This is a genomic window from Amycolatopsis sp. Hca4 (genome assembly GCF_013364075.1).
Classification (GTDB): domain Bacteria; phylum Actinomycetota; class Actinomycetes; order Mycobacteriales; family Pseudonocardiaceae; genus Amycolatopsis.
The window spans coordinates 8,421,412-8,447,394 of the sequence record NZ_CP054925.1 but is presented as its reverse complement, the minus strand read 5'-3'; the positions used below and the strand labels follow the sequence as shown (position 1 = coordinate 8,447,394).

25 protein-coding genes are annotated in these 25,983 nt (G+C 72.4%); 11 read left to right on the top strand and 14 right to left on the bottom strand.

Annotated features, from left to right (window positions below; all coding sequences use genetic code 11):
• The first annotated feature begins 1 nt into the window (after position 1).
• On the top strand, positions 2-1,282 hold the full coding sequence (locus tag HUT10_RS38435) for a HAMP domain-containing sensor histidine kinase (protein WP_176175670.1): 1,281 nt from the start codon (positions 2-4) through the stop codon (positions 1,280-1,282).
• 192 nt (positions 1,283-1,474) lie between these two features.
• Here HUT10_RS38435 and HUT10_RS38430 read toward each other — a convergent pair whose 3' ends face one another.
• On the bottom strand, positions 1,475-2,278 hold the full coding sequence (locus HUT10_RS38430) for a MarR family transcriptional regulator (protein ID WP_176178247.1): 804 nt from the start codon (positions 2,276-2,278) through the stop codon (positions 1,475-1,477).
• 226 nt (positions 2,279-2,504) lie between these two features.
• On the opposite strand from HUT10_RS38430, the gene HUT10_RS38425 reads away from it, so the two are divergent.
• The 4 genes from HUT10_RS38425 to HUT10_RS38410 all read left to right on the top strand — a co-directional run bounded on the left by HUT10_RS38425 (position 2,505) and on the right by HUT10_RS38410 (position 7,059).
• Positions 2,505-3,896, top strand: coding sequence for an amino acid permease (locus tag HUT10_RS38425; RefSeq protein WP_176175669.1), 1,392 nt, complete (start codon positions 2,505-2,507; stop codon positions 3,894-3,896).
• Positions 3,893-4,636: a carbon-nitrogen hydrolase family protein gene (locus HUT10_RS38420; protein ID WP_176175668.1), complete on the top strand. Its 744-nt coding sequence runs from the start codon at positions 3,893-3,895 to the stop codon at positions 4,634-4,636. The genes HUT10_RS38425 and HUT10_RS38420 overlap by 4 nt, the downstream gene beginning before the upstream one ends.
• The gene (locus tag HUT10_RS38415) at positions 4,633-6,324 is read left to right on the top strand and encodes an NAD(P)/FAD-dependent oxidoreductase (protein WP_176175667.1); all 1,692 of its coding nucleotides are present in this window, start codon (positions 4,633-4,635) and stop codon (positions 6,322-6,324) included. Before HUT10_RS38420 ends, HUT10_RS38415 begins: the two co-directional genes overlap by 4 nt.
• A gap of 69 nt (positions 6,325-6,393) precedes the next feature.
• Positions 6,394-7,059 (top strand): TetR/AcrR family transcriptional regulator, encoded by a 666-nt coding sequence (locus tag HUT10_RS38410; protein ID WP_176175666.1) that lies wholly within the window; start codon positions 6,394-6,396, stop codon positions 7,057-7,059.
• Positions 7,060-7,167: 108 nt separating this feature from the next.
• Here HUT10_RS38410 and HUT10_RS38405 read toward each other — a convergent pair whose 3' ends face one another.
• Positions 7,168-7,899: a TetR/AcrR family transcriptional regulator gene (locus tag HUT10_RS38405; RefSeq protein WP_176175665.1), complete on the bottom strand. Its 732-nt coding sequence runs from the start codon at positions 7,897-7,899 to the stop codon at positions 7,168-7,170.
• A gap of 67 nt (positions 7,900-7,966) precedes the next feature.
• Here HUT10_RS38405 and HUT10_RS38400 point away from each other — a divergent pair, with 67 nt between their 5' ends.
• Both HUT10_RS38400 and HUT10_RS38395 read left to right on the top strand, forming a co-directional pair.
• Positions 7,967-8,836, top strand: coding sequence for an alpha/beta fold hydrolase (locus tag HUT10_RS38400; protein WP_176175664.1), 870 nt, complete (start codon positions 7,967-7,969; stop codon positions 8,834-8,836).
• A gap of 74 nt (positions 8,837-8,910) precedes the next feature.
• Positions 8,911-9,321, top strand: a complete 411-nt coding sequence (locus HUT10_RS38395) for a hypothetical protein (protein WP_176175663.1) — start codon at positions 8,911-8,913, stop codon at positions 9,319-9,321.
• A 342-nt stretch (positions 9,322-9,663) separates the two neighbouring features.
• Here HUT10_RS38395 and HUT10_RS38390 read toward each other — a convergent pair whose 3' ends face one another.
• Complete coding sequence (locus tag HUT10_RS38390) at positions 9,664-10,887, bottom strand: CdaR family transcriptional regulator (RefSeq protein WP_176175662.1); 1,224 nt, start codon at positions 10,885-10,887, stop codon at positions 9,664-9,666.
• Positions 10,888-10,989: 102 nt separating this feature from the next.
• Between HUT10_RS38390 and HUT10_RS38385 the strand changes: the two genes are divergently transcribed.
• Positions 10,990-11,832: an SGNH/GDSL hydrolase family protein gene (locus HUT10_RS38385; protein ID WP_176178246.1), complete on the top strand. Its 843-nt coding sequence runs from the start codon at positions 10,990-10,992 to the stop codon at positions 11,830-11,832.
• On the opposite strand, the gene HUT10_RS38380 is transcribed toward HUT10_RS38385, so the two are convergent.
• The 5 genes from HUT10_RS38380 to HUT10_RS38360 are packed head-to-tail and all read right to left on the bottom strand — an operon-like array spanning position 11,822 to position 17,675.
• On the bottom strand, positions 11,822-12,340 hold the full coding sequence (locus HUT10_RS38380) for a pyridoxamine 5'-phosphate oxidase family protein (RefSeq protein ID WP_176175661.1): 519 nt from the start codon (positions 12,338-12,340) through the stop codon (positions 11,822-11,824). The genes HUT10_RS38385 and HUT10_RS38380 overlap by 11 nt on opposite strands.
• A gap of 2 nt (positions 12,341-12,342) precedes the next feature.
• Positions 12,343-13,326 (bottom strand): LLM class F420-dependent oxidoreductase, encoded by a 984-nt coding sequence (locus HUT10_RS38375; protein ID WP_176175660.1) that lies wholly within the window; start codon positions 13,324-13,326, stop codon positions 12,343-12,345.
• Positions 13,323-14,510, bottom strand: coding sequence for an acetyl-CoA acetyltransferase (locus HUT10_RS38370; protein WP_176175659.1), 1,188 nt, complete (start codon positions 14,508-14,510; stop codon positions 13,323-13,325). Before HUT10_RS38370 ends, HUT10_RS38375 begins: the two co-directional genes overlap by 4 nt.
• A gap of 4 nt (positions 14,511-14,514) precedes the next feature.
• The gene (locus HUT10_RS38365; RefSeq protein WP_176175658.1) at positions 14,515-16,206 is read right to left on the bottom strand and encodes a class I adenylate-forming enzyme family protein; all 1,692 of its coding nucleotides are present in this window, start codon (positions 16,204-16,206) and stop codon (positions 14,515-14,517) included.
• The gene (locus HUT10_RS38360; RefSeq protein ID WP_176175657.1) at positions 16,203-17,675 is read right to left on the bottom strand and encodes a carotenoid oxygenase family protein; all 1,473 of its coding nucleotides are present in this window, start codon (positions 17,673-17,675) and stop codon (positions 16,203-16,205) included. The genes HUT10_RS38365 and HUT10_RS38360 overlap by 4 nt, the downstream gene beginning before the upstream one ends.
• Positions 17,676-17,814: 139 nt before the next feature.
• Here HUT10_RS38360 and HUT10_RS38355 point away from each other — a divergent pair, with 139 nt between their 5' ends.
• Both HUT10_RS38355 and HUT10_RS38350 read left to right on the top strand, forming a co-directional pair.
• Positions 17,815-18,771, top strand: coding sequence for a helix-turn-helix domain-containing protein (locus HUT10_RS38355; protein WP_176175656.1), 957 nt, complete (start codon positions 17,815-17,817; stop codon positions 18,769-18,771).
• A gap of 93 nt (positions 18,772-18,864) precedes the next feature.
• A complete protein-coding gene (locus HUT10_RS38350) occupies positions 18,865-19,050 on the top strand; it encodes a DUF5302 domain-containing protein (RefSeq protein WP_176175655.1) in 186 nt (61 codons plus the stop codon).
• Positions 19,051-19,103: 53 nt separating this feature from the next.
• On the opposite strand, the gene HUT10_RS38345 is transcribed toward HUT10_RS38350, so the two are convergent.
• Positions 19,104-20,030 carry an MBL fold metallo-hydrolase gene (locus tag HUT10_RS38345; protein WP_176175654.1) on the bottom strand — a complete coding sequence of 309 codons (927 nt, stop codon included), beginning with the start codon at positions 20,028-20,030 and terminating at the stop codon, positions 19,104-19,106.
• Between the two features lie 84 nt (positions 20,031-20,114).
• On the opposite strand from HUT10_RS38345, the gene HUT10_RS38340 reads away from it, so the two are divergent.
• Positions 20,115-21,059, top strand: coding sequence for a LysR substrate-binding domain-containing protein (locus HUT10_RS38340; RefSeq protein WP_176175653.1), 945 nt, complete (start codon positions 20,115-20,117; stop codon positions 21,057-21,059).
• A gap of 40 nt (positions 21,060-21,099) precedes the next feature.
• Here HUT10_RS38340 and HUT10_RS38335 read toward each other — a convergent pair whose 3' ends face one another.
• The 5 genes from HUT10_RS38335 to HUT10_RS38315 all read right to left on the bottom strand — a co-directional run bounded on the left by HUT10_RS38335 (position 21,100) and on the right by HUT10_RS38315 (position 25,960).
• On the bottom strand, positions 21,100-21,900 hold the full coding sequence (locus HUT10_RS38335; RefSeq protein ID WP_176175652.1) for a serine hydrolase: 801 nt from the start codon (positions 21,898-21,900) through the stop codon (positions 21,100-21,102).
• Complete coding sequence (locus HUT10_RS38330; RefSeq protein WP_176175651.1) at positions 21,897-22,970, bottom strand: Glu/Leu/Phe/Val dehydrogenase; 1,074 nt, start codon at positions 22,968-22,970, stop codon at positions 21,897-21,899. Before HUT10_RS38330 ends, HUT10_RS38335 begins: the two co-directional genes overlap by 4 nt.
• Positions 22,971-23,163: 193 nt before the next feature.
• Positions 23,164-24,357, bottom strand: a complete 1,194-nt coding sequence (locus HUT10_RS38325) for a kynureninase (protein WP_176175650.1) — start codon at positions 24,355-24,357, stop codon at positions 23,164-23,166.
• Positions 24,354-25,148: a tryptophan 2,3-dioxygenase gene (locus HUT10_RS38320; RefSeq protein WP_176175649.1), complete on the bottom strand. Its 795-nt coding sequence runs from the start codon at positions 25,146-25,148 to the stop codon at positions 24,354-24,356. The genes HUT10_RS38325 and HUT10_RS38320 overlap by 4 nt, the downstream gene beginning before the upstream one ends.
• Positions 25,145-25,960 (bottom strand): PaaX family transcriptional regulator C-terminal domain-containing protein, encoded by an 816-nt coding sequence (locus tag HUT10_RS38315; protein WP_176175648.1) that lies wholly within the window; start codon positions 25,958-25,960, stop codon positions 25,145-25,147. The genes HUT10_RS38320 and HUT10_RS38315 overlap by 4 nt, the downstream gene beginning before the upstream one ends.
• Positions 25,961-25,983 lie beyond the last annotated feature (23 nt).

Genomic DNA, 25,983 nt, shown 5'->3' with positions numbered 1-25,983 from the left:
CGTGCGCCGCCGGATCACCTCGCTGACGGTGCTGGCCGCCCTGGTCGCGACCCTGCTGTTCGCCCTGCCGCTGGGCTTCGCGGTGTGGCAGTACTACCACGAGAACGCCAAGGGCGACCTGGAACGGGCCGCGGACACCGCCGCGCTCGCCGTGTCACACGAGCTGAACGCCGGCCTGTCCCCCGACGTGCCGCTGCCCGAGAACGACGAAGCCGAAGCCGAGGTCGCGATCTACCTCCCGGACGGGCGGCTGCTCGCCGGGCACGGGCCCGCCGTCGGCGGCTCGGTCGAGCGCCAGGCGGCGACGGCCACGGAGGACGTCGTCATCGGCCGCGAAGGCGACGAACTGGCGCTGGCGGTGCCGGTGGTCAGCGGCTCCCGGGTGACCGGCGTGGTCCGCGCCGCGCTGCCGCTGTCCCAGCTGCGGATGCGGATCATCCTGACCTGGCTCGGCATGGCCGGGCTCGCGGTCGCGACGACCGGGGCGAGCTGGCTGCTGGCCCGGCGGTTCACGAAGCGGCTGGTCCGGCCGCTGGAGGAGCTCGCCGCGGCGGCCGGACGGCTCGGCGAGGGCGACTTCACCGCCCGCTCGCCGCGCGCGGGCATCCCGGAGATCGACCAGGTCGGCGAGACCCTGGACACCACCGCGGCCCGGATCGGCTCGACGCTGGAGCGCGAGCGGGCGTTCTCCGCGGAGGCGTCCCACCAGCTGCGGACCCCGCTGACCGGGCTGCGCCTGCAGCTCGAAGCCGCGCTGGAGACCCCGTCGGCGGACCCGTACGCGGCGATCCGCGCCGGCATCGCGTCCACGGACCGGCTGGAGCGCACCATCGAGGACCTCCTGGCGCTGGGGCGGGAGCGCCGGGCCCCGCGGGCCGAGCTGGACCTCGACGCGCTGCTCGAGGAGGTCCGGCAGGCGGGTGAGGCCCTGCTCGGGCCGTCGGGGCGCGAGCTGCGGATCCGCTGTGAGGAGCCGCCCCCGGCGCGGGTGGCGGCCGCGGCGGTCCGGCAGGTGCTGGGGGTGTTGCTGGACAACGCGGCCACGCACGGCCGCGGGACGGTCACGGTGGTGGCCCGTGACGCCGGTGACGCGCTCGCGATCGACGTGACGGACGAAGGCCCGGACCTGGGCGAGACGGACCCGTTCGCGACCACGCCGAGCGGCCACGGCATCGGCCTCAGGCTGGCCCGCGGGCTGGCCGAAGCCGAGGGCGGCCGCCTCCGGCTCAGCCGCCCCGAGCCGCCCACGTTCACCCTCCTCCTCCCCGCCACCCCCACCTGACCCCGTGATCCACCGGGCATCACCCGTGCTTGGAGAGGCATCACCCGTGTCTGGAGGGGCATCACGCGTGATTGGGCGGGCATCGCGCGTGGCGGCCGTGATGCCCCGCTGATCACGGGTGATGCCCCGGGAAGCACGCGTGATGCCTTTCGGAGCACGGGTGATGCCCCGGGAAGCACGGGCGGGGGCCGGTTACATGGGGAAGGTTGCGCGGAACTTGGCCGAGATCGGCTCGAGGTCGGCGACGAGGGCCGCCAGCTCGGCGGGAGCCAGGGCAGCGTAAGGAGCCTCCGCGAGCTGGTCCGTGAGCGACTCGACCCGCTCCTTCGCGGCCCGGCCGTCGGACGTCAGCCAGCCGTCGGACCCGACCAGCCCGCGCGCCCGCATCCCGTCGATGACCGCGTCCAGCTGGGCCGCCGGGAGGTGCCAGACCCGGCCGAACTTCTCCGCGGGCAGGTCGATGGACAGGGCGTGCAGCACGTGCGCCTCCGTCCCGCCGATGCCCTCGGCCAGCAGCGCGACCGTGTGGCCGTCCCCGCGGTGCTCGCGCAGCAGGGTGGCCGCGTGCCACAGCCGGGCCACCGGCTCGTCCGGCACCGGAACCGTGCGCAACGCCGCGTAGAGCGCACGTCCCCCGGCCGGGGCGCTGGTCGCGGCCTTCAGCAGCCCGTCGGCCGCGCGTCCGACGCGCGGGTCGTCGGCGAGCTCGCCCAGGATCCGCCGCATCCCCGCGACGCACCCCCGCTCGCGGGCCGCCAGCGCCGCTTCCGGCGTGGTCAGTTCCCACACCCGCGGGATGTGCCGGGCCACTTCGCCGGGCGCGAAGTTGTAGAAGACCGCGTGGACCACCTCGGCCGGGACCGACCGGCCGAAGGGCGCGGCGCGGCCGGCGAAGTAGGCGTCCCACGGGTTGCGCAGGCCCAGCGCCATCAGGGCCTCGTCGGACTCGTCGGCGAAGTAGGGCACCAGGCCGATCGGCTCGACCAGGTCGTACATGCGGCGGGCGACGGCCATTTTTCTTCCCCCTGCGGGTCCGGCGGCGCCCTCGCGGCGGCCGCTCACCCCCTCCACGAACGGCTCCCCCGCGATCCGACACCCGAAATGCGGTTCGGAACGAATCGCCATGATCTCACGCACTTGTGCAATGAATCACCTGTGATTCATCTGTACGCGCAACGTTCTCCTGTTTTGCGCTCCGGAGACGACCGTTACCGTCGTCGGCATGACTTTGCGAGCCGCGACGGTGCGGCGGAAACCGGTCGCCGACCTGGTCGCCGAAGGTGATCATGGCACGTTGAAGCGGTCGCTCGGCCTCGGGCAGCTCACCATGCTCAGCATCGGCGCGACGCTGGGCAGCGGCATCTTCGTCGTGCTCGGCGAGGCCGTCCCGGTGGCCGGCCCGGCCGTGGTGCTCTCGTTCGTGCTCGCCGGCGTCACGGCGTTGTTCTCGGCGCTCTCCTACGCGGAGCTCGCCGGGATGATCCCGCTGTCCGGTTCGTCCTACTCCTACACCTACGCCACGCTCGGCGAGCTCGTCGCCTGGGTCTGCGGGTGGTGCCTGGTGCTCGAATACGGCGTCTCGGTCGCCTCGGTCGCCGTCGGCTGGGGCCAGTACCTCAACGAGCTGCTGCGGCTGGCCTTCGGCTTCGCCATCCCGGACGCGCTGAGCCAGCCGCCCGGCTCCGGTGGGGTCGTCAACGTGCCCGCCATCCTCGTCGTCGTCCTCGCGATGGTCCTGCTGCTCTCCGGGGCCAAGGAGAGCGCACGGGCCAACGCGGTCATGGTCGTGGTCAAGATCGGCACGCTGGTGCTGTTCTGCGCGATCGCCTTCAGCGCGGTGCAGGCGAAGAACTTCACGCCGTTCCTGCCGCTCGGGCTGGCCGGGCTGAGCGCCGGCGGCGCCAAGCTGTTCTTCTCCTACATCGGGTTCGACGCGGCTTCGACGGCCGGTGAGGAGGCGAAGAACCCGCAGCGCGACCTGCCGCGGGCGATCCTGCTCTCCCTCGGCATCGTCACCGTGCTGTACTGCCTGGTCGCCGTGGCCGCCGTCGGCGCCCTGCCGTGGCAGCAGTTCGACGGGCAGGAAGCCGCGCTCTCGCACGTGCTCGACGTCGTCTCGGACAACCCGTTCTGGGCCGGCCTGCTCGCCGTCGGCGCGATCGTGGCGATCTCCAGCGTCGTGCTGACCGTCCTCTACGGACAGACGCGCATCCTGTTCGCGATGTCCCGCGACGGCCTGGTGCCCGCCGCCCTGTCCAAAGTGGACGTGAAGACCGGTTCCCCGCGGATCAACACCCTGGTCGTCTCGGCCTTCGTCGCCGTCCTGGCCGCCTTCATCCCGCTCGGCAAGCTGGCCGACGCCACCAGCATCGGGACGCTCTTCGCGTTCGGCCTGGTCAACGTGGCCGTCCTGCTGCTGCGCAAGCGCCAGCCCGACCGCCCGCGCACGTTCCGCGTCCCGCTCTCTCCGGTGACGCCGATCCTGGGCGTGCTCTGCTGCGCGTACATGATGCTCAGCCTCGACGGCGCCACCTGGCTCGTCTTCGGCGCCTGGATGGTCCTCGGCCTGCTGATCTACTTCGGCTACGGGATCCGGAAGTCGAGGCTGGCGTGAGGGTCGCGATCCACCAGGGCCCGCTCGACGACCTGCGCGAACCCGACGCCGACCTCGTCGTCACCGCGGAGATGATCACCACCGGCTACCACATCGGCGCGCGCACGCACCAGCTCGCCGAACCCGCCGACGGCCCCACCGCGGCCCGGCTGTCCGCCTGGGCCCGGCGAACCGGCACCGCGCTGGCCTACGGCTACCCGGAAACCGACGGCGAGCACGTCCACAACAGCGTCCAGCTGATCGACGCCACCGGACGGCGGCTCGCCAACTACCGCAAGACGCACCTCTTCGGCGACCTCGACAAGGCCTGGTTCACCCCCGGCGACGAGCCGGTCGTGCAGGCCGACCTCGGCGGCCTCCGGGTCGGGCTGCTCATCTGCTACGACGTCGAGTTCCCCGAGCTGGTCCGGGCGCACGCGCTGGCCGGCACCGAGCTGCTGGTCGTGCCGACCGCGCTGATGAGCCCGTACGAGCTGGTCGCCGACACGCTGGTGCCCGCACGCGCCTACGAAAGCCAGCTGTTCGTCGCCTACGCGAACCGCTGCGACACCGAGCAGGAGCTGACGTACTGCGGGCGGTCCTGCGTCGTCGCCCCCACCGGCGAGGTGCTCGCCCGCGCCGGCGCCGGGCCCGGAGTGATCACCGCCGACGTCACGCGGGACGCGCTGGTCGCGTCCCGCCTGGAAAACACCCACCTGGCCGACCGACGGCCCGAACTGTACCGGGGAACCACCGCATGACCTCCGCCGTCCCGACCGCGATCCACCACGACGAACCGGCGGGCCGCCCGATCACGATGTTCGGCCCGGACTTCCCGTTCGCCTACGACGACCACCTCGCCCACCCCGCGGGACTGGGGAAGCTCCCCGCCGAGCGGCACGGCACCGAGGTCGCCGTGATCGGCGGCGGCCTCTCCGGCATCGTCACCGCGTACGAGCTGATGAAGCTGGGCCTGCGGCCGGTGGTGTACGAGATCGCCGAAATCGGCGGCCGGTTGCGGACCGTGCGGTTCCCCGGCTGCCCGGACGACGTCGTCGCCGAGATGGGCGCGATGCGCTTCCCGCCCGCGTCCACCGCGCTGTTCCACTACATCGACAAGGTCGGGCTGGAAACCACGCCCTTCCCCAACCCCCTGGCCCCGGGGACGCCGAGCACCGTCGTCGACCTCAAGGGACAGAGCCACTACGCGCGCACGCCAGAGGACCTGCCCGCCGTCTTCCGCGAGGTCGCCGCGGCCTGGGACCGGACGCTGGCCGAGCACGCCTGCTTCGCCGAGATGCAGACGGCGATCCGCGACCGCGACGCGAAGACGATCAAGCGGCTGTGGAACGAACTCGTCCCCAAGCTGGACAACCAGACGTTCTACGGGTTCCTCTGCGACTCACCCGCGTTCGCCTCCTTCCGCCACCGCGAAATCTTCGGCCAGGTCGGCTTCGGCACCGGTGGCTGGGACACCGATTTCCCGAACTCCATCCTGGAGATCCTGCGCGTGGTCTACACCGGCGCCGACGACGAGCACCGCAGCATCGTCGGCGGCAGCAGGCAGCTCCCGCTGCGGCTGTGGGAACACACCCCGGAGGAAATCGTTTTCTGGCCGGCCGGCACCAGCCTGAGCACGTTGCACGGCGGACGGCCGCAGCCCGGCGTCGCCCGGCTGCACCGCACGGCACCCGGCAACATCACCGTGACCGACACGGAAGGCCACATCCGGACGTACCCGGCGGCGGTGTTCACCGCGCAGAGCTGGATGCTGCTGTCGAACATCGAGTGCGACGAAGCGCTCTTCCCGATCGACCACTGGACGGCGATCGAGCGCACGCACTACATGGCGTCGTCGAAGGTGTTCGTGCCGGTGGACCGGCCGTTCTGGCTGGACGGCGACCCGGCCACCGGCCGCGACGCGATGAGCATGACGCTCACCGACCGGATGCCCCGCGGCACCTACCTGCTCGGCGACGACCCCGCCAAGCCCGCGGTGATCTGCCTGTCCTACACGTGGGCCGACGACTCGCTGAAGTGGCTGCCGCTGTCGGTGTCCGAACGCGTCGAGGTGATGCTGCAGTCGCTGCGCGAGATCTACCCCGGCGTCGACGTCCGCCGGCACATCATCGGCGACCCGGTGACCGTGTCGTGGGAGGCCGAACCGCACTTCATGGGCGCGTTCAAGGCGAACCTGCCCGGCCACTACCGCTACCAGCGGCGGCTGTTCACGCACTTCGTGCAGGACGAGCTGCCCGCGCGGTACCGGGGCCTGTTCCTGGCGGGCGACGACATCTCGTGGACCGCCGGCTGGGCCGAGGGCGCGGTCCAGACCGCGCTGAACGCCGTGTGGGGCGTGCTGCGCCACTTCGGCGGGGCCACCGATCCGGCGAATCCGGGCCCGGGTGACGGCTTCGCAGACATCGCGCCGATCACGCTGCCGGACTGAGCGTGCCCCGATCGTGGGAGCCCGTCCGACTACCCTGCCCGGCGCAACCGCCCGTGCGACGATGGGCCCATGAACACCGAGCCGGCGCCGAGATGGCGAAGACTGGAACCGGACGAACGGAAGGAACAGATCTACGCCTGTGCGGCGCGGCTCTTCGGTGAGCGCCCGTATTCCGCAGTGTCCACTTCGGACATAGCCGCGGCGGCCGGCGTCGCGCGGGGGCTGATCAACCACTACTTCGGCACGAAACGCGAGCTGTACCTCGAAATCATCCGGCGCGCGCTGACCGTGCCGCGGCTGGCCGTCGAGATCCTCCCCGACGGGCCGCTCGAGCTGCGGGCCGACGTCGCCATCAACTGGTTCCTCGACATGGTCACCAGCCAGGAGCGGATGTGGCTGGCCGCGATCGCGCCCGAGGGCATCGGCCGCGACCTCGAGGTGGAGCGCATCCTCGAAGAAGCCGACCGCGAATCGGCCGACCGCGTGCTGGAGGCCGTCGGGCTGTCGCGGGAGAGCGAGCACGGCCCGGAGCTGAACGCGCTGGTGCGCGCGTTCGGCGGGATGGTGAAGTCGGCGGGTCGGGAGTGGCTGGTGCGCGGGGCCCTGACCCGCGACCAGGTGCACCTGCTGCTGTCGAAGTCGCTGGTCACGCTGGTCGGGGAGGTCTTCCCGGCCATCCAGGCCGAGCCGTCGCGCACCGGCCCGCCGTCACCCCGGCAGGGCGACTCCGGGTAGACCGAAGCCCCCGGCGCCACGAGGGGGAGGAGGGCGCCAGGGGCTCCGGGTCAGTGGGCGAACCACCGACGCACGCTCACGGTACGCCGAGGCACTGTCAAGTCACTGTCAACCCGAGATGTCCGGTTTGCGAAGTTCGTCCAGCCGGTGGTCGAGACCGTCGAGGCAGCGGCGCACGGCGTAGTCGTAGAGCTGGGCGTAGTAGCCCGACGCGAGGTCCGGGTCACCCATCAGGTCGTGCATCGCCGCGCCCAGCTCGGCCATGCCGGGCAGGTCCGACCGTTCGCGGTAGGTGGCGTACTCCTCGGTGTTGTCGAGCCGCAGGGCGAGCGCGCCGTCGCGGTCGTCCTCCATCGCGACGAACTGGCACGCGGTCATCAGCAGCAGGTTGTAGGCCAGCACGCTTTCCCGGCCGAACCCGGCGGCGAGCAGCACGGTGATGCCCGCGTCGATGGTGCGCGTGGCCGCCTTGACCGACGGGCCGAACAGCGCCAGCCGCCGCGCGCAGCCCGGATAGGTCCGCAGCACCGCGCGCAGGCCGGCCAGCAGCTCGGTGAACCACTCCTGCCACGGCAGCTGCTCGTCCGGCAGCTCGATCAGCCCGACCACGCGGTCGACGACGGCGTTCACCACCGCGTCCCGGTCGCCGACGTGGTGGTAGATCACCGCCGGGTAGGCCTCGACCGCGCGGGCGAGCTCGCGCAGCGTCCAGTTGTCCAGGCCGCGCTGGGCGGTGAGGTCGGTGGCCGCGCTGACGATGCTGTCGGCGGTCAGCGCCGGCAGCCCCGCCGCGGCCCGCGACCGGGGGCGCTGTCCGGTGCCTGAGGATGAGGTCGGCATGGGGCGTAACGGTAACGGCACCGGCGGGCCCGGTGCCAGGTCCGCGCGGGTACGGCAGGATCAGGGTATGGCACGCGCACAGGCCAACGGTCTCGAGCTCGAGTACGACACTTTCGGCGATCCGGCGGCCCCGCCGCTGGTACTGGTGATGGGCCTCGGTGCCCAGATGATCACCTGGGAGGACGGCTTCTGCGAGCTGCTCGCCGGCCGCGGGTTCTTCGTCGTCCGGTACGACAACCGGGACGTCGGGCTCTCGACGTGGCTCGACCACCTGCCGCCGCCGGACCTGGCCGCGCTGGCCGCCGGCGACCTGGCGAGTGCGCCGTACACGCTTTCGGACATGGCCGACGACGCCGTGGGGCTGTTCGACGCGCTGGGCATCGAGCGGGCGCACGTCGTGGGCGCGTCGATGGGCGGGATGATCGTGCAGCAGCTGGCCATCGACCACCCGGACCGGCTCCTTTCGGTCACGTCGATCATGTCGACCACCGGCGATCCGGCGGTCGGGCAGGCCGAGCCGTGGGCGCTGGCGTTGCTGACCCGGCCGCCGGCGACGACGCGGGAGCAGGCGCTGGTGGACAGCGTCGAGGGCTACCGGAAGCTCGGGTCCCCCGGCTACCCGGACGACGAGGCGTTCCTGCTGGCCAAGGCCGCGTTGCACTACGACCGCGCGCGGCACCCGGTCGGGACGCTCCGCCACGCGGCGGCGGTGGTGGCCTCGGGCGACCGCACGGCTCGTTTGCGTGGGGTGCGGCTGCCGGCGCTGGTCGTTCACGGCGACGCGGACCCGCTGATCGACGTGAGCGGCGGCAAGGCGACGGCGGAGGCGATCCCGGGCGCGGACCTGCTGGTGATCCCGGGAATGGGGCACAACCTGCCGCACGCGGTCTGGCCTCAGCTGGCCGACGCGATCGAGGGAGTCGTCAACAGGGCGTAAAGATCCCGGGGCCGGGGCGTAGGGAACGTGTCCTGGCTCACGCCTGCTCTCGTGCGCCGGACTGGACTGGGCAGATGGGCTTCGGATTCCCGTTCGGATGCGTGGCGTCGGTGGCCGCGGTGGTCGTGGCGGACCTCGCGGGGGCGACCGGCCATCCCTGGTACGCGCTGGTCACCTTGGGCGCGGTGGTCCTGGCTTCCGCCTACCGCAGTTCCCCCGCGGCGGCTTCCGGAGTGGCCGTGGTCGCCTGGGCGTTGCACACCGGCTTCGTGCTGGGCCGGTTCGGCGAGCTCGCCTTCGACCGCGGCTCCGGACTCGCTGCGCTCGTCCTCGTCTCGGCCCTGCTCGCCGGCGCTCTCGCCCGCGCCGTGTCGACCCTCCGATCACGCGTGTCGTCCGTCCAGGCACGCGTGTCGTCCGTTCCGGTACGCGAGTCGTCCGTCCGGGTACGCGAGTTCGCCGGTCGGGTGCCCCGGATCCCGTGAACCGACCCTCCAGGTACGCCGGCCGACCCTCCGGGTACGCGAACCGACCGTCTGGGTACACGGTCCGCCGGGCGGGTCAGGCCGCGTCCTGGTGATCGGAGAGTCGACTCGCGTGCTTGAACGGTCGACTCGCGTGCTCAGGGGGTCGGCTCGCGTACCGGAACGGTCGGCTGGCGTACCTGGAGGGTCGGCTGGCGTGATTGGGCGCGTATCTCGCGTGATCCGAGGGGCATCTCGCGTGATTGGGCGCGTATCTCGCGTGATCCGAGGGGCATCTCGCGTGATTGGGCGCGTAACTCGCGTGATTGGAGGGGCATCTCGCGTGATTGGGGGGACGACACGTCAGGGGTGGGCGGCGCGGCGGGCCGCCGAGGCGGCGATGATGCGGGGCAGACCGGCCGGGTGGAGGGGGTCGATGCCGGTCAGGTCGCGGATGCGGCGGAGGCGGTAGTCGACCGTGTTGGGGTGGACGTGGAGCACCGCCGCCGTGCGGCGGCGGTTCGTGTCCAGCTCCAGGTACGCCGCCAGCGTCTCGGCCAGCTCCGGGTGCGCCTCCAGCGGGTCGAGGGCCGCCGCGAGGCGGTCGCGGGCCGCCCCCGGGCGGGTCAGCTGGTACTCCACCAGGACGTCGTCGAGGCGGTACAGCCCCGGGGCGCGGCCGAACCAGCGCAGCACGTCCAGGACCTCGCCCGTCTGCGCCGCCACCTCGCGGACCTCCGCGGGCGCCGCCGTCTCCGCCGCCGCCAGCACGGTCACCCCCGCCGCGCGGCCTGCCGCGTCGAGCACCGCGTGCCAGTCGGGCAGCCGGCCCGCCGCCGGGAGCAGGACGAGCCCGCCGGAGCCGTCCAGGGACGCCAGCACGCCGTCGCCGCAGGCGTGCTCGAACGCCGCCAGGAACCGGCGGAGCTTGCGGCGGACCGCGATCTCCGCGTCCACCCCCGGTGACCCCTCGTCCGCGTGCGGCCCGAGCTCGACGCTCAGCACGACGTACCGCGCCGGCAGCGTGATCCCGGCGCTGCGGGCGACGAGGTCGACCGGGCCGCCGTCGACGAGCACCGAGAGCAGCGTCCGGCGGGCCGTGTGTTCCTGCCCGACCTTCGTGCGCAGCTCCTCCAGGTACCCGCGCGTCACCGCGCCCGTCACCGTGCCGACGAACGCCAGCACCCGGTCCGCGACTTCGAGCAGATCGGCGACGTCCCCGCTGCCCGAAGCAGCCGAGCCGACGGCGAAGATCTCCCGCGCGCCGACGTGGTACGCGGTCAGCACGGCTTCCAGTGGGAAGCCCTCCTCCGCCCGCCGGACCGCGGACGCGCCGACCTGCCGCAGCTCGGCCGCGTTGAGCTCGCGGTCCTCGCGCAGGCTCCGCGCGAACGCCCGCACCGCCTGCCGGGTGATCCCCGCGATGTCGCCGGCCAGCTCCTCCACCGGCGGCCGCCGGTAGTCGGCGACCTCGGCCTGGATGCGCGCGAGCACCCGGGCGATCAGTTCGGGCTCCTCCCGGGTGAGCCGCTCGTGCACGCGCTGCCCGCCGAGGGTGAGGTCCCCGCCGCACTTGTGCTCGGTCACAACCGATCCCCTCGTTCTCTGCCCGGATTCCCAGTCAATCCGGTGACGCCCCGTGCCGATGGTGTCACGGAGACCAACAGTGTCAAGGAGGACACCGTGCGAGTGAGAACAACGGCGTTCATCGCGATCCTGGTCACCGCGCTGGGCGCGACAGCGGGCACGGCGGCCGCGGACACGGCCGGGGAGTACGTGGCGCTGGGCGATTCCGCGGCGGCCGGGCCGCTCATCCTGCCGTGGGACCTCTCCTCCCCCGGCTGCATCCGGTCCCTGCTCGACTACCCGCACGTCGCCGCGAAACAGCTCGGCGTGCCGCTGAAGGACGTCACGTGCTCCGGCGCGACGACGGCGGACATGACGGCCCCGCAGCAGACGTCGGCCGGCGCGGTGCCGCCGCAGCTGGACGCGCTGGGCGAGCAGACCCGCACGGTGTCCGTGACGATCGGCGGCAACGACGTCGGCCTGGTCGGTGCCGCGACGAGCTGCATCAACCTGCTCCCCGGCGTCGTCCCCGACTGCGTCGACCGGTACACGGCGGGCGGCCACGACCAGCTGGCCGAGAAGATCGCCGCGTTCGAGCCGGTGTGGGGCGCGCTGCTGGACGCGATCCACGCGAAGGCGCCGAACGCCGACGTCTACGTGGCCGGTTACGGCACCTACCTGCCGCACAACGGCTGCTGGCCGGTCGCGCCGCTGACCCGCCGCGACGCGAACTACATCCAGGGCAGCATCGACAAGACCAACGCCGCCCTCGCCCGCCAGGCCGCCGCGCACGACGCGCACTACGTCGACGTCCGGACGGCCTCGATCGGGCACGACGTCTGCAAGCTGCCCGGCGTGAAGTGGTTCGAGAGCCTGATCCCGACGTCGGTGGCGGCCCCGCTGCACCCGAACGCCGACGGCATGGTGGCCATCGGCGGCCTGGTCGCCGCGGCGGTCAGCGGGTGAAGTCCCAGCGGGTGGCGCCGTGCGGCTCGGCGGTGGCGACGCCGATGGCCCGGTCCTGGGTGAACCGGTACAGGTGCCAGGGCGCCGGTCCGGCGCTCGCCGCCATGAACGGCGCGGTGAAGCCCCCGTCCTGCACGGTCGCGGGCCAGCCGCCCTCGCGGTAGACGGCCGCCACCCGCTCCAGCGTCGCGGGGTCGGCGACCCGGCGGGCCTCGCCTTCCAGCGTGAGGTCGAGGCCGCGCAGCCGCACCGAGACGGTGCACGCCGGGTTCGCCGCCAGGTTGCGGGCCCGGCGGGTGCCCGGCCCGCTGACGAAGTACAGGGCGTCGTCGACCCAGATGGCCCCGACCCCGGCGGCGTGCGGACGGCCGTCGGGGCGGACGGTCCCCACGAAGAAGGTCAGGTCCTCCTTGGGGGTCTGGGTGGCGAGGAGGTCGCGCGCCCTGCTCCACGGCAGCGCCGCGAGGCCGGACCGGTCGAGGTTCTTCGTTGCGCTGGCTTCAGTCATGCCTACGCGTCGAACGAGCCGGCGGCGGATCGACACGCCACGAGAGTTTTCTCGCCGCCCGGATCCTCGTCGCCGGTCGCGGGCACGATCACCAGCTCGTCGACCCCGGCCGCCGCGTACTCGCCGATCTTCGCCGCGATCTCGGCGGGCGAACCCACCAGCCCGACCGCGGCGACGGCCTCCGGCGGCACCGCCGCCAGCAGCGAACGCGGATGCGGCCGGGTCCGCGCGAAGTCGACCAGCTCGCCGAAGCCCGCCGCGCGGAACATGTCCGCGTAGCCCGGTGCGGCCAGGTAGCCGACCACGCCCCGGCGGAGCTGCTCCAGCTCGGCCGGCCCCGGGTCGGCGGCGGCCACCACCCACGCGGCCACCGGCGGTGGCGTGGTCCCCGCGCCCGAAGCGGCTTCCCGCAGCCCGCGCACCAGCGTCGCCGCGGCGGCCGGGCTGACCAGGTTGACCACCATCCGGTCGGCGAACCGCGCCGCGACGGCGAGCGCGCGCGGCCCGAACGCCGCGATCGTCAACGGCGACTTCGGCGCGGGCAGCCGCAGCCGGTAGCCCCGCGAGCCCACCACCTGACCGTCCACACCGGACTTCTCACCCGCCAGCAGCTGCCGGACCGCCTGGGCGGACTCCGCCAGCGCCGTGGCCGCGCGCGAGCGCGACCGGCCGTGCCAGCCGCACACGACGACTTCGCTGGACGTCCCGAGCGCGACACCCGTCGCGCGGCCGGTCAGCGCCGCCACCGAGGCGACGCCCATGGCGATCGTGGCCGGGTCCCGCACGGTCACCGCCAACGGCCCGAACGTCAGGGAGATCCGCGAGGTGGCCGCGCCGATCGCCGTGCCGAGCGCGAAGGCGTCCCACGTCGCCATCTCGCCGATCCACAGCTCCGGGTAGCCCGTGGCCTCGGCCGCGCGGGCCGCTTCCAGCGCCTCCTCCGGCGGGCGGTCCTGCCAGAGCCCCAGCGACACCGAAAGCTTCACGCGGTGACCACCATCGTGACCACCGTGGTGAACGACCCGCCGACGTTGAGCGTCAGCGCCGTCCGCGCGCCCTCGACCTGCGTCTCGCCCGCCGTGCCGGAGACCTGCCTCGCCGCGTCGCGCAGCATCCGGACGCCGGTCGCACCGACCGGGTGGCCGAGGCCGATCAGGCCGCCGCCCGGGTTGATCCCGGCCGCGTCGAGGCCGCCATCGGCGACGAACCGGCCGCCGTCGCCGGGCGGGGCCGCGCCGAGGTGCTCCAGCGCGACCAGGCCGGTGATGGTGAAGCAGTCGTGCAGTTCGACGACGTCGAGCGCGCCGGGTCCGGGCACGCCCGCGCGCCGGTAGGCGTCGGTGACGGCGCCGCGCAGGTGCGGGAACAGGTACTCGCCGTCGGCGGCGATCTTCTCGGCCAGCCCGATGTGGGACGTCCGGTGCCCGAAGCCCGCGATGCGCGGGAACCCGCCGCCGAGCCGTTCGGCGAACGCGGGCGAGGCCAGCAGGACCGCCGCGGCGCCGTCGGTGATGCGGCCGCAGTCCTGCTTGCGCAGGCGGCCTTCGATGACGGGGTTGAGCTCGTCGTCGAGGCCGAACGAGCCGGCCGGGAACCGCCAGTCGCGGGCCTGGGCCAGCGGGTTCAGCGCCGCGCGGGCGAAGGCGTGCGCCGCGAACTGCCCGAGGTGGTCCGGGTCGAGGCCGTAGCGTGCGTCGTACGCGGAAGCGACGTCCGCGAACAGCGCGGGCCACGGGAACTTCGCGGCGACGGCTTCGTGCCCGGCCCACGCGGCGGATCCGAGGTGCTCGGCCGCGCGCTGCCCGTCGACGTTGCGCATCAGCTCGACCCCGACGACCAGCGCCAGGTCGTAGCGGCCGGCTTCGAGGTCCGCGCAGGCGGCGAGGACGGCGGTGCTGCCGGACGCGCACGCGGCTTCGTGCCGGGCCGACGGCACGCCGTCCAGCTCCGGGACGGCCGCCACCAGCAGCCCGCCGAGCTGGGCCTGGCCGGTGAACAGTTCCGCCGCGAGGTTCCCGACGTGCGCGACTTCGACGTCTTCGGCGCTCACGCGAGCGTCCGCGAGGGCCGCGGGCACGACCTCGGCGAACAGCTCGAGGAGCCCGCGCCCTTCCTTGGTGAAGTTGCGCGCGAAGTCGGTCTGCGCCCCGCCCAGCACGAACACCGTCATGGCCTCACCCCAAGCTCTGCCGCAGCTGCCGCTTCAGGATCTTCCCCACCGGGTTGCGGGGCAAGGCGTCGGCGTACTCGAGCCGCTCCGGCAGCTTGAACGCGGCCACCTTCCGCTCGCGCAGGTACGCGACCAGCTCGTCGAGGGTCGGCTTGCGCGCGCCCGGCACGACGACCGCGCACACCCGCTCCCCCATGACGTCGTCGGGCACGCCGACCACGCCGACGTCGGCGACGTCCGGGTGCCCGGCCAGCAGGCCCTCGACCTCGGCGGGCGAGATGTTCATGCCGCCGCGGATCACCAGGTCCTTCGTCCGGTCGACGAACTTCAGGAACTCCCCGCGCTCGCCGGCGATCTCGAAGACGTCGCCGGTGCGGAAGTGGCCGTTCTCGTCGAACGGCGACGTGTCGAGCGGTTCGCCCACCGAGGTCAGGTAGCCGGCGAACACCGTCGGCCCGGCGATGTGCAGTTCGCCGCGGCGCCCGGGCTCGGTCACGTGCTCGCCCGTGACCGGGTCGTGCAGCCGCACCGACGTCCAGCCGGCGACGGGCGTCGACCAGGTGACGTCGGCGGCGTAGTTGGGGAAGTAGCTCGCGCGCTGGTCCGGGTCCGGGATGTCGGCCGGGCCGGACAGCAGTGCGGTGCCTTCGTTGGAGCCGAAGAAGTTGATGATGTCGATGCCGTACCGCTCGGCCCAGGTGCGCACGAGCCACGGCGACAGCGGGGCCGAGCCGGACCCGATCTTCCGCAGCGCCGAAATGTCCACTCCGGACAGGATCTTCTCGTTGTGCAGCAGCATGGTCAGCAACGCCGGTGGCGCGAGCGTGTAGGTCACGCGTTCGGCCGCGAGCTGCCCGAGGAACACCGGCAGGTCGAACGGGTGGTGCGGGACGAACACGGCGCCGGTCAGCAGCCAGGGCAGGAACATCCCGCCGATGCCTGCCATGTTCGTCATCGGGAACGGCGAGAGCAGGACGTCGTCCCGGGTGATCCCGGCGGCCTGGACGCAGCCGGCGGCCGTCGCCAGCCAGTCCCCGTGGCAGCGCGGTACGGCCTTCGGCTCGGCCTCGGTGCCGGACGTCCAGCAGATGGTGACGCAGTCGTTCACGTCGGCTTCGGGCAGCTGCGCGTCCAAAGTGGACTTGTCCGCTTCGGACAGCGCCGCTTCGGGCCAGGCCAGGGCGCCGGCCGGTTCGTCGTCCCCCGAGGCGACGACGAACCGGACCGACGGCGCCGCAGCGCCGATGAGCCCAAGGGCCGCCCCGGCGAGCTCGTGCTCGCCGTATCTGGAAGCGGTCACCACCCCGACGGCCCCGGTGCGCCGGCACATCGGACCGAGTTCGTGCTCCCGGTAGGACACCGGGAACGGGGTGACGATCGCGCCGATCCGCACGATCGCGAGAAAGGCCTGGACCAGGGCCGAGCAGTTCGGCAGCTGCACGGCCACGACGTCCCCTGCTCGCACCCCTCTGGCGAGCAGGAACGCGGCCAGGACGTCGACGCGTTCGTCGAGCCGGTTCCAGGTCCACCGCACCGGGTCGCGTCCGACCAGTGCGGTGGTGTTCGGTGGATCGACCAGCGCGAGACCCTCCGGGTCGGCACTGACCCGCTCCTTGACGAGCTGGTCGATCGTCTCCGCACTCCACCATCCCCACGCCCGGAAGTCCCGGGCGCGACCCTCTCGATGGCATCTCATGAACGGAGGTTTTCCAGCTGGTCCGCCCGGACCCAGGTCGCGTGAAAACCGAGCGGGACACGCTGGGGGAGCAGGACCCTGGCCACGGGTCCGGCAGCGAGATCGGCGGCGTCGAAGATGTCCAGTTCCGAGCGTCCCTCACGCTCGTCCTGCACGAACGTCACCAGGTACCCGTCCGCCGAGTCGACGGGTGCTCCTTCGCGGGGTGCGAACGGAGCCTCGCTGCCCCACCGGCCGGGACCGAACCGGTATTCGGTCTTCGTGCCGGCAAGATTGTCGCGGCGCACCAGCCCGTCGAACTTCAGCGTCGACTCGGGCGAGATGTGCACGGTGTAGGAGTACCGGTTCCGCCGCCCGACGCCGCGGGCGTCGACGGTCGGGAACTCGGTGTTGTCGTCGTCGAGCGGCGCCTCGTGGCACGCGCCGGTCCGCAGGTCGAAGCGGTAGCGGTGCAGCTGGGCGTCGAGCCGCAGGTAGGACAGCATCTTCGCGAGCGGCGTGTGCGCGTCGGCGCGCGGCTGCGGGCGCTGCACGCGGCAGACGTCGAGGATGACTTCGTCGCCCTCTTCCCACGCGTTCACGACGTGGTAGATGTAGCACGGGCTCGCTTCGAACCACCGGACCTGGCTACCGTCTCCGTAGCGTGGCAGGACGCCGAATCGGCTCGGCAGCGAGCGGTCGAAGTGCAGCTTGTGGCGGCCTTGCCGCGCCGCCGCCAGGTCCTGGACCAGCGGCAGGTCCATCAGCACCGCGTAGTGCTCGGTGATGGCCATGTCGTGCGGCAGGCGCGGGCCGGGCAGCTCGACGTCGGTGGTCTTGACGACCCGGCCGTCCGCGCTGATCACGCCGTAGCGCAGGTACGGCGGCCGGGGGCCGTAGTCGAACCAGAACAGCTCGCCGGTGGTCTCGTCGACCTTCGGGTGGGCCATCATGTCGCCGGCCAGCGTGCCGAGGAAGTCGTCGGCACCGAGGGTCTCCAGCGAGAGCGGGTCGACCGCGTACGGCGAGCCGCACAGGTACCAGGTGGCGAGGATGCGGCCGCGGTGGAAGATGACGTCGGTGTTGGCGTTGTCCTTCAGGCCGAGGCCGTGCGAGTTGCCGAAGGGGTTGCCCTTCGGGTGCTCCATGACGCCGGTCCAGAGCGCCTTGCCGGCGGCGGACTCGGCCTCGAACGCCTTCGTGCGGACCCAGCGGTTGCGGTAGCGGGCCTTGCCGTTCTCCAGGTGGACCGCGTGGATCATGCCGTCGCCGTCGAACCAGTGGTAGCGGCCCTCCGGGGCGAACCGCGGGTTCGGGCCGTTGCGCAGGTAGACGCCGTTGAGATCCTTCGGGATCTCGCCGATGACCTGCAGGTCTTCGGCGTCGATCTCTTCTCCGACCGGGGCGTAGACGCCGAGCAGGTAGGGATTGGCCTCGTCCGCGTCCGCCGCACGGGCCACCATCAGCGGCTGTTCGGAAGTGCTGGTCATCGGGCTGCTCCCTGGCTGTGGGACCTCAATGCGGCGGGCTGATGAGGACGAGACTATGATTTGTGTACCCAGCTGTCAATAGGCTTCTTTTGGTGTAGTCAGGTGCTACCCTCAGGGGCGAGTAACAAGGGGGAAAGACGTGGTCGAGGCGACTGCACAGCGCATCCGGCCGGCGGGCGACCCGCTCCGCCGGGCGCTCGAGCTGGTCGGCGACCAGTGGACGCTGCTCATCCTGCAGAGCCTGTTCCTGCGGTTCCGGCGGTACGAAGAGCTGCGGCTCCGGCTGGGCATTTCGCCGACGGCGCTGTCCGGGCGGCTGCGGGACATGGTGGAGGCGGGCATGCTGACCCGGGTGCCGTACCGGGACGCCCGCCGCACCCGGCACGAGTACCGGCTCACCGAACGCGGCCTCGAGCTGTGGCCGCTGCTGATCTCCATCTGGGCGTGGGAGCGCGAGTGGGTCGAAGGCCGCCGCGAGGTGCTGCCGACGCTGATCCACCTCGACTGCGAGCTGGCTACATCAGCGCCCCTCGGCTGCGCCGCCTGCGGCCGCCGCGTCGACGCGCGTGACGTGCGGGCGTCGCGCCTGGACAGCACGGGCGTGGCAGCGGCGACGGCGTCCAAGCGCTTCCGCCGCAAGGACGCGGAGTCACTGGCCGGCGACCCGATGATGTTCTTCCCGGACACGATGGAGCTGCTCGGCGACCGGTGGTCGACCGGCCTGCTGGTCTCGGCGCTGCTCGGCTGCCGGCACTTCTCGGAGTTCGAGCGCGAGCTGGGCATCGGCCCGAGCGTGCTGTCGGCCCGGTTGAGCAAGCTGGTCGAGGTGGGCGTGCTGCGCACGGGAGCGGCGGCCACGCGCACGGACGCGCGTGACTACCGGATGACGGCGAAGGGCCTGGCGTTCTTCCCGGCGCTGGCGTTCATCGCGGAGTGGTCCCGCGGGTTCGAGGTGACGGGCCAGGAGCCGGACATCACGCTGCACCACGTGGAGTGCGGCAACCGGCTGCAGCCGATCCTCCTGTGCGACCACTGCGGCCGGCCCCTGACGCGCAAGTCGGTGCAGTTCGGCGGGGTGCCGTCGCCCAAACGCTGAAGGGGTGACGGAAATCGGCTCGCCAAGCGCTGGGAGTGGTGCCAGGCTGGAGCGGTCACACGTCGTCGTTTTTCGTCGTTTTCCGGAGGTAGCATGAGTGAACCGAACCCGTCGCCCAGCGGCGAGGAGGACGACGTCAAGCGCAAGTTCCGCGAGGCACTGGAGCGCAAGCAGGCCCACGCCCGCAGCGGCGCATCCCACGAGAACGGCGGCGGCAAGAACCAGCACGCCCACGGGCCCGCGGCGAACAAGCGCCAGTTCCGCCGCAAGAGCGGCTGAGACGCAGCCGGTCAAGGCCACCTCGAAGTCGCTCGAGGTGGCCTTCACCGTTTTCAGGGCGTGAACTCGCCGAGGTGGTCCAGCACCACGAACTCACTCCCCGGACTCGCCGCCGCGACGGCCTTCCGCAGGACCTCCAACCCGCCGTTCGGGTCGTGAGCCCGGCCCAACGGCAGGTCGAAGTCGTCCCAGTGCGTCGCCGCCACGCACCGCGGGTTCCCGAGGACCCGCAGGAGCCTCGGCACGTAGTCCGTCACCTTCGCCCCGCCCGGCGGGAGCAGCACCACGTCCGGCCGCAAGCCCGCCAGCTCGGACTCGATGTAGTTCGCGCCCCCGAAATCCAGCACGCTCGCGCCGCCACCCGACACGACGTACGCCAGCGTTCCGCCCTCCAGCAGGTCCGCAATCACCCTCGGCCGGTCTCGGCGTGACAGTGACCGCGTGCCCGGGAACGCGACCCTGGCCCGGGGGCCCGTTGCCGAATGCAGGGACCGCAGCACCCGGATCGTGTAGCCGTCGAACGTCAGGTCCTCGCCGCCCGTGGCGATCGACAGCTGGTCCTCCGGGGCGCCCAGCGCCGCCATGAGACTCAAATGGGTCTCGGTGCCGATCACCGTGGCTCCGGTGCGTTCGGCCAGGTAGGGCACGTCCGTCAGGTGGTCGTAGTGGCCGTGCGTCACCAGGATGTGGTCCGCGTGGAGGTAACCGCGGTCGAGGTAGCCGTCGATCAGGGCCTTGTTCACGGACAACGGAGTGTGGGGGTCCGCGCCCGCGGAGGTGTACGTCCCGGTCTTGAACCGGGTCAGCCACGGGTCGATGAGGATCGTCTTGGCGCCGATGCGGATCTCCCAGCCGTTGTTCCCCCACCAGCGCAACGTCATCCCGGAAGCCGCCCTCGCCAAGCCCGGTGCGCCCGCGAGGATCGCCGCGGCCGCCGCGCCGGCGCCGAACAGCCCGCGCCTGCTGATTCCTGTCTCCATGACCGACACCCGACCACGGAGCACCGGGCGTTGTCCAAGATCGCCCGGACACCGAGTCCATATGCGAACGGCTATCGTTGCTGCGTGGACCAGCTTCGTTCGCTGCGGTATTTCCTCGTCGTCGCCGAAGAACTCCACTTCGGACGGGCCGCCGAACGGCTCGGCATCGCGCAGCCGCCGTTGAGCCAGCGGATCAAACGGCTCGAAGCCGAGCTGGGCGCGATGCTGTTCAAGCGCGGCCGCCGCGTCACGCTCACCGAAGCCGGCGAAGTGCTGCGGGCCGAAGCGCGCGATCTGCTCGCCCGGTGGGACCGGATGACGGCGCTCGTCGGCCGGGCCGGCCGCGGCGAGCTGGACGGCTTGCGCGCGGGTGTGCCACCGGACCTGCCGGGCCGCCTGCTGGCCGCGATACTGACGAAGTTCGCCGACGAGTGCCCGGCCGTGCGGCTGGACCTGCAGGAGCTCACCACCGCCGAGCAGGCCCGGCTGCTGGCGGACCGGTCACTGGACGCGGGACTCCTGCAGCTGCCGGTGGACGTGGTCGGCCTCGAGCTCGGCCCGGTCGTCGACACCCCGCTCGGCGTGGTGCTCCCCCGCGACTCGCCGCTGGCCCGCCGCGCCGGGCTCGCCCTCGCCGATCTGGCCGGGGAAGGCCTGGTGCACGCGCCGCGCGCGGCCGCGCCGGGGAGTTACGACGCCCTGCTGCGCACCTGCTGGGACCACGGCTTCCGCCCGGCCGCGATCCGGCACGCCCGCAACCCCGAGTTCGTGCTCGGCCTGGTCCTGGCCGGTCACGGCGTGGCGTTCGAGCCCGCGGCCCGCAAGGAACCCCGGGTGGTGTGGCGGCCGATCGAGGGCGAGGTGCTGCGGACCCGGATGGCCTTCGCCTGGCCGGCGACCAGCCCGCACCCCCAGGCGGCAACGCTCGCCCGCATCGCGGCCACGGTCCTCGGGGACGACGGCATCTCGCGCCTGGTCCCGCCGCCGCAGGAGCCGCGGCCGTGGGACGTGTTCTACGAACGCAGCTGATCCACCGCCCCGCGCGGCAGGCCCGGCCGCCGCACCCCGCCTACACGCGCAGCTGATCCACCGCCGCCCGCGCTGCCGCACCGATCGCCTGGTCGATGTCCGGCCGCCGCAACGTCTCCGATCCGCCCACCGTGAACACCGCCACCGCGTACTCGGCCCCGTCCGGATACCTCACCACCCCGATTTCGTTGCGGATCCCCGGCATCGTGCCCGTCTTCCCCGCCACCGCCACCTCCGGCGGGAAACCCGCCGCCAACCGGTGCCAGCTCACCTGCGCCGACATCCACTCGCGCACCGGCGCACCCGCGTCGTCGGCCCAGAGCGACGACAGCAACGCCGTCATCTCACGGGCCGTCGTCGACGACGTCCGCAACGGATCCAGCGCGCGCAACGGCCTCCCGGCCTCGGTGTCCTCGATGATCGTGCGCAGGATGTCCCGCGGTGCTCCCACCACCGAAGTCCGCGTCAGCCCCAGCTCGGCCAGCAACGACCGGACGTTCTCCACCCCCACGCGGTCGAACAGCAGGTCCGCGGCCGTGTTGTCCGACACCGTCAGCGCCAGCAGCGCCGCGTCGCGCAGGCTGTAGGACGCGTCGTCCGCGAAGCCCGCCGAACCCGTGCCGCCCAGGCGGTCCGCCGCCGACGCGTGGACCCGGTCCGCAGGGTCCAGCAACCCCGCCGCGACCTGGCGGGCGAATTCGTACGCCAGCGGCACCTTCACCACCGACGCCGGCACCACCGGCGCGTCCGCGTCCAGGCCCAGCTCGTCCGAAGAACCGAGACGGCGGGCGTGCAGGAAACCCCGCACGCCCGCCGCTTCGAAGATGCCCGGAAGGCTCACACCGTCAGGATGGACCGCAGCCGCCCGACTTCCGCCATCCGGCGCTCGGCCAGGCGGTCGGCCGCCGTTGCCGGGGGGACGCCGTCGGTTTCGGCCAGGGCGAACACCGCCTTCGTCGTGTCGAAGATGGCCGTCGTCTTGCGCTTGGCGCGCTCGAAGTCGAACCCGTGGCGCTCGTCGTCGACCTGGATCACGCCGCCCGCGTTGACCAGGTAGTCCGGGGCGTACAGGACGCCGCGGTCGGCCAGCTGCTTGTCGATGCCCGCGTGCGCCAGCTGGTTGTTCGCCGCGCCGCAGACGATGCGGGCGCCCAGCACCGGCACCGTTTCGTCGTTCAGGACGCCGCCCAGCGCACACGGCGCGAAGACGTCGAGCTCGGTCCGCAGCAGGGTGTCCACATCGGACGCCACGGAAACGGTCGGGTAGATCTCCAGCGTGCGAGCGATGGCCGGCGCGTAGACGTCGGTGATCGTCACCTGTGCCCCCGCCTCCACGAGGTGCCCGACGAGGATGTGGCCGACCTTGCCGACCCCCGCGACGCCGACGCGCTTGCCCGCCAGGTCCGGGCTGCCCCAGACGTGCTCGGCCGAGGCCCGCATGCCCTGGAACACGCCGAACGCGGTGAGCACCGACGAGTCGCCCGCCCCGCCGTCCTCGGGCGAGCGGCCGGTGACGTAGCGGCACTCGCGGGCCACCACGTCCATGTCCTGCACGTACGTGCCCACGTCGCACGCCGTGATGTAGCGGCCACCCAGGGACTGCACGAAGCGCCCGTACGCGCGCAGCAGCGCTTCGGACTTGAGCGTCTTCGGATCGCCGATGATGACGGCCTTGCCGCCGCCGAGGTCCAGCCCGGCCAGCGCGTTCTTGTACGCCATGCCCTTCGACAGCGCGAGCACGTCGTCGAGCGCGGCGGATTCGGTGGCGTACGGGTGGAAGCGCGTCCCGCCCAGTGCGGGGCCGAGCGCGGTGGAGTAGATGCCGATGATGGCCTTGAGGCCACTGGCCTGGTCGTGGCAGTACACGACCTGTTCGTGCCCGGTGCCCCGGGCGAACACTCCTTCGGTCACGGTGGTGACTCCTTTGTCATCCGCGCCCCGGTTTCGTGGCCGGAACGCGCTTCGGGGTGGCCGGGAACCGGCGCCGGGCGGAGGTCGTCCGCCGCTGTGCCGGGTCCCGGCACCAACCTAGATCCCCTTCGTCCGCCGGACCAGTGGAGGTCCCGCGATACGGACCGGTAATCCGGAAGTAGGGGCCCCTGGATCAGCCCCGGACGACCGTGCCGAGCGTGCCCATCGCCGTCTCCAGCTGGGTGTCGGAGAGGTACGGCGCCGGACCGAAGCGCAGGTGGGGCCCCCGGCTGTCGGTGCGGACGCCGTGCGCGGCCAGCGCCGCCTGCAGCCCGGCGGCGTCGGCGCAGCGCAGCGAGAGGAACCCGCCGAGCATCCCGAGCGGCGTCTCGCGGTCGCGGGTGACGACGTCCTCGGGCAACCCGAGCTTGTCGAACACCGACGCCAGCAGGCCCACCTGGTGCTGGGACACCTCGCGCAGGAACTCCGGGGTCAGGCCCTGCTCGGCGAAGAACCGCTGGACCCGGACGCCGCGGTAGTGGCTGGCCGGGTCGTAGGTGGCACCGGCGAACCGGTCGCCGCCGATGGCGTAGGCCACCTGGCCGGGGTGGCGCTCGTCGGCCAGGGCGCCGAACTCGGCGTACCAGCCGGTGATCACCGGCCGCAGCTCCTGGGCGTGCGCGGGCAGCCGCAGGAAGCAGTTGCCCTCGCCCAGCTGCAGGTACTTGTAGCCGCCGCCGAGCACCCAGGCGTTGGTGAGCCCCAGGTCGTGCAGCGCGAACGGCACGACGCCGAGCGCGTGGTAGGCGTCGACGACGAGCTCGATCGAGCGGCCGCGGCAGACGTCGGCCAGGTGCGCGAGGCCCGGTACCAACCGAGACGTCTCGAACAGCACCGCGGACACCAGCACGGCGGCGGTGTTGCCGTCGACCTCGCCGGCGACGCGCTCGGCGAGGGTCGTCACCGGCTCGAGCGGGACGCGCACGACCTCCACGCCCTCCTCTTCGAGGCGGGCGAGCTGGCGGCGCAGGGTGTGGAACTCGCCGTCGGTGGTGACCAGGCGCGGCCTTCGCGGCAGCTCCATCGCCGAGAGGAAGCGCAGCACGAGGTCGTGCGTGCTCGCGCCGAGCGCGTACTCGCCGTGCGGGTCGCCGAGCAGCAGGCGGAAGCCCGCGCGCAGCTCGTCCGCCTTGGCGAAGGCGCGCTCCCACTTGCCGTCGACGTCGCGCGCGGCGTCCGCGAAGGACTCGAGGAGCCCCTCCTCGGCGACGTCCGGCCAGGCCTGGTGCGAGTGCCCGGAGAGCAGGAGGCGGTCGGCCACCGCGAACCGGGTGTAGTGCGCGGCGAGGCTGTTGGCGTCCGCGCGCAGATCGTCCAAAGTGGTCACAGTCGGCTCCGTACGGCCCAGAGATCCGGGAACATCGGCTGGAAAAGCGTGGTACGCAGGTAGGTCGCGCCGGATGATCCTCCTGTCCCGGTCTTGTCGCCGATGGTGCGTTCGACCATCTTCACGTGCCGGTAGCGCCACTCCTGCATCCCTTCGTCGAGATCGACCAGACACTCCGCGACGACCGAGGGTCCCCCGTCGTCGCTGTACACGTCCAGCAATATCGCCTGCAGGGCCGGGGACGGCTCCACCGGTCGAGTGACGTCTCGGTCACACTCGACCGCGTAGCCAGAAACCTTGAGATACGCGAGAAAAGAGTCGAACACCGACGGTCGCGCCATCGCTTCGGCAATGCGTTTCCGCTGCTCGCCACCCTCGGGGTAGTGCGCGAACACGCGCTCGTCACGGCGTCCGAGCACCGCCTCCAGCTCGCGGAACTGGGCCGACTGGAAGCCGCTCGAAGCGTCCAAACGGGCGCGGAAACTGGTGAACTGGCTGGGCGTCATCGTTTCCAGCACGTCGATCTGCGCGACCGCGACCTTGAGGATGGTCAGGATCCGGCGCAGCGTCCGGATCGAGTGCGCGGTGTTGCCCTTCTCCAGGTTCGCCTGGAGGAAGGCGGCTTCGTGCAGGATCTGCTTGAACCACAGCTCGTACACCTGGTGGATGACGATGAACAGCAGCTCGTCGTGCTCGTCGGAGCGCAGGCGCTGCGCGTTCAGCACCTCGTCCAGCCCGAGGTACGAGGTGTAGCTGAGGGCTTCCTTGGTCGCTGGGCTGGGTTCGGTCATCCCTGGGTCACCTCGTCGAAATGGCGCTGAGCGGGTCGCGCGAGCGCGGTGTACAGATCGTGGAACAGCTCGACCGCCGCCGCCCGGCGGTCCGGTGCGGGCACCAGTTCGGCGGGCAGTTCCGGGTCGAGCGACGGGAACATCCGGAAGGTGTGCACCAGGCGGGTGCGCACCTCGAACGCCTCGGCGTCCGGCGGCTCGCGGCCGGCGTACCCGCCGAACTGGCCGACGAACGCGGCGTACCGCGCGGCCAGGTCGTCGAGGTCCCAGGCCCGGCCGGCGAACCGGCGGACGTCCAGCGCGGCCGACGGCCTGCCGAGCAGCAGCCCGGCGTGCTCGGTGACGTCGAGCTCGCCGAGCAGGGCGACGACCTCGGCCTCGCGGTCGTGCGGGGCGATCCAGGTGCCGTCGGAGTAGGGCCCGAACCCGAGGAACCGCAGCCGCCGGACCAGGCGTTCCCTGGCCTGGCGGCGGCTCTCCGGGATGCTCTGCCACAGCACGGTCCACTCGCCGGCGGCCCGCTCGCGGCGGCCGAGGGAGAAGATCCGCTGGTCGCCGTCGGCGAGCAGGGCGACCGTGCGCTTGGTCAGCGAGTAGTGCACGGTCCGGCCTTCGCGGTGGCGCTGCAGCAGGCCGCGGCGCACCAGGCGGGTGAGCGCGATCCGGGCGGCACCGTCGGAGAAGCCCAGCTCGGCGAGCACCGCGACCAGGCCGCCCGACCACACCCGGCGGGTCTCGCGCGGGTGCACGTAGCTGCCCAGCAACGTCACGACCAGCTCCTGAGGGCTGGTTTCGAAGGCGTCTCCGGGCATGGGCGCAACTCTATACACCCCAG